Source organism: Mesorhizobium sp. M2C.T.Ca.TU.002.02.1.1 (assembly GCF_003997225.1).
This window is the reverse complement of sequence record NZ_RZTO01000740.1, coordinates 1-3,082: the sequence shown is the minus strand read 5'-3', so window position 1 is coordinate 3,082 and position 3,082 is coordinate 1. Positions and strand designations below refer to the sequence as shown.

Below are 3,082 nucleotides of genomic sequence, written 5' to 3'. Positions count from 1 at the left end.
ATTTGGACTTGAGCCAGCGCTCGGTCAGCCCGCGCGTCGAGACCACGATGCTCGGGCCGTCGTCGCTCTGGGCATACCGCAACCCGTCGAGCATGCCGTAGCCGATATCGGAAGCGTTGAGGCTTTCGATGTTGTTGGTGCCGGTCGCCGGGAAACCTTTGACCGAAAGCGGACCGAGAATCGCGGCGAGACGCTGCTGGAGGTCGGCCAGCGCTTTCTCGTTCTGCGCATCGATGGTTTCGATGGCCGTGTTGGCGCTTTCCTGCGCGGTGATATCGGCGATCGCCTTGTCGCGCGCCGCGATATAGTCGTCTTCCGGCGAGGCGGCGAGCGCCGTGCCGCCCGCAAGTGCAAAGAGAAGCGTTAAGACCAACCGCATGCTGCAACCCCAAGGTTAGCGATCAAGACCCCTTGGCAGCAATCGCCCGACTTGGCGGCTTTTGCGTGGCGGAAATCAGGGTGGGAGCAAATCTTTATTCCGCTTCTCCACCTCGGCCTTGCGCAGCAGGAACCGCTGGATCTTGCCGCTCGGCGTCTTCGGCAGCTCGCTGACGAACTCGACCTCGCGCGGATAGGAATGCGCCGACAGCCGCTTCTTGACATGCTGGGCAAGCTCCTCGGCCAGCGCCTCGCTGCCCTTGAAGGCAGGCGCCAGCACCACGAAAGCCTTGACGATCTCGGTGCGCTGCGGATCGGGCACGCCGACCACGGCCGCCTCGTTGACCGCCGGATGCTCTATCAGCGCGCTTTCGACATCGAAGGGTCCGATGCGGTAGCCGGACGAGGTAATGACGTCGTCGGCCCGGCCGATGAAGGAAACCGAGCCGTCCGGCTCGTATTCCACCGTGTCGCCGGTGCGGTAATAGCCGCCGGCGATCGCCGGCGTCTCCGCCTGGTGGTAGCCGCCAAACCAGCGCAGCGGTGATCTGGCGATGTCGACGGCAAGCACGCCAGGCTGGTTGGGGCCGAGCTCATTGCCTTCGTCATCCAGCACCACCATGCGGTAGCCCGGCATGGCGAAGCCGGCGGAGCCCGCGCGGACAAGATGCTTAAGCCCGTGATGGTTGTTGACCATCATGCCGTTCTCGGTCTGGCCGTAATGGTCGTGGATCGGCGCGGCGAGGTTGGCGTCGAACCAGCGGATCACTTCCGGGTTGAGCGGCTCGCCGGCACTGCTCACCACGCGCAGCCTGCCCTTGACGCGGGAGGCGGCCTCCGGTCCTTCCGCCATCAGCAGGCGATAGGCCGTTGGCGAGCCGGCAAGGCTGGTGACGCCCAGGCGCTCGATGATGCCGTAGGTCGATTTGGCGTTGAAGGCGCCTTCGTAGAAGGTGGTGGCGACGCCGAGCTGCAAGGGCCCGGTGATGGCGTAGTAGAGCCCGTAGGCCCAGCCGGGGTCGGCGATGTTCCAGAAGACGTCGTCGGGCGTGAGCCCGATCGCGTCGCGCATATAGGTGCCGAAGGCAAGCAAGGCGCTCAATGGCACCGGCACGCCCTTCGGGTGCCCGGTCGTGCCGGAGGTCGACATCATCATGAACAGGTCTGAGCCCTTGCGCATGACCGGCTCGCAGTCGGGGGAGGCGGCTGCGATCGCCACGCGGAAGTCGATATCGCCGGCGGGCAACATGTCGCCGGGGCCAAGGATGGTGGCAATGCGCGGACGGTTTTCCACCTCGTCGAACTTGCCGCGGTTGGCGGGGTTCGTGACTACCAGCTTCGCCTTGCTGTAGCTCAGCCGATGCTCGATGGCCTTCGGCCCGAAAGCGGTGAACAGCGGCTGGTAGACCGCGCCGACCCGCCATGTGCCGAGGATCAGCGCCACCAGCTCGGGAATGCGCGGCAGCATGCCGGCCACGACATCGCCCGCGCCCACGCCGAGATCCTTCAGCATTGTGCCGACGCGGCCGGACATATCGGCCAGATCGTCGAAGGAATATTCGCGCAATTCCCCGTCGGCCGAGATCGCGCGCAGCGCCAACCGGTTCTCGCCTGTATAGCGGCCGCAGCATTCGACATAGGCATTGATGCCGGTGGCGGGGTCGCCGTGAAGGCGCGCGATCTCGTCCTCGATGCGGAAGCGCTCGACGGCATCTTCGTAGCGCGGCAGCGACGCTGGCGTGTCGGTCATGGCAATCCTCCCTTTGGCGGCGGTCATCTTCCCATGATCGCCGCCGAGGGAGATTGCCCGAAAAGATGTCGCTGGTTGATTGCGGCGAAAGTCGCGGCAGGCAAGCAAGCTCCACGAAAGACGGCCGGCTTTCGCGGCGTTAAACGTTTCCGATCAACAGGCTGGACCCGATATCGGAATCAGGACCTGAACCGCCTAACCGCGCTTCCGATAAAGGCTCAGCGTTATATCCTTGCCCAAGCCCGCGGGCGCCAGCATGAAGTAGTCATAGGTCGCGACCTTGCCGCCTGGCCCGACCAGTCCCTTCGACCAGATCGAGGCTTCCTCCACCCGCATCTCGGCCCATTGGCGCGCGAAGTCCGGGCTTAGCGCCTTGAGCGGGTCGAGCACGGCGGAGATGTCGGCCGCCGACGCGTAGCCGACGGTCGCAGCGCGGAACTGGCCGATAGCCGAGCGAGCCACAACCTCCCAGTCGGCAAACAGCACACGCCAGGCCGGGTCGAGGAAGAGCCGCTTGAGTAGGTTGCCCTTCGTCGGCTCCTCGGGATCGAAGCCGCCGAACAAGTCCGCCGCCTCGTCGTTCCAGGCAATGAAGTCCCAGGCGCGGTTGAGCACATAGGCCGGATTGGGCGAGAGCGCGGCAAGCAATGCGGCAATGCGCGGATCGGGCGAGGGGCCTTCGGGCGCCATCGCTTCGGGCAGCCATTCCGGCTTTGCGAGCTTGAACAGGTGCTGACGCTCCACGGGCAAGAGGTGCAGCACGTCGGCCAGCGCATTGAGCACCGGCGCGGAAGGGTTGGCCTCGCGGCCCTGTTCCAGCCATGTGTACCAGGTGGCGCTGATCCCGGCGAGCAGCGCGACTTCCTCGCGCAGCAGCCCGCTTGCGCGGCGTCGCGTGCCGGTGCGGATGCCGTGCCGCGACGGCTCGACGCGCTCGCGCATGGCGCGCAGGAA

The 3,082-nt window shown here is 65.8% G+C and carries 2 protein-coding genes and 1 pseudogene; all 3 read right to left on the bottom strand.

Features of this window, described 5'->3' with window-relative positions:
• Positions 1–379, bottom strand: a pseudogene (locus tag EOD07_RS28595) (hypothetical protein); the annotation flags it as partial.
• A 75-nt stretch (positions 380–454) separates the two neighbouring features.
• The gene (locus tag EOD07_RS28590) at positions 455–2,128 is read right to left on the bottom strand and encodes an acyl-CoA synthetase (RefSeq protein WP_127237749.1); all 1,674 of its coding nucleotides are present in this window, start codon (positions 2,126–2,128) and stop codon (positions 455–457) included.
• Between the two features lie 195 nt (positions 2,129–2,323).
• The coding region (locus EOD07_RS28585; protein WP_127237748.1) for a helix-turn-helix transcriptional regulator at positions 2,324–3,082 on the bottom strand (759 nt) is incomplete at its 5' end.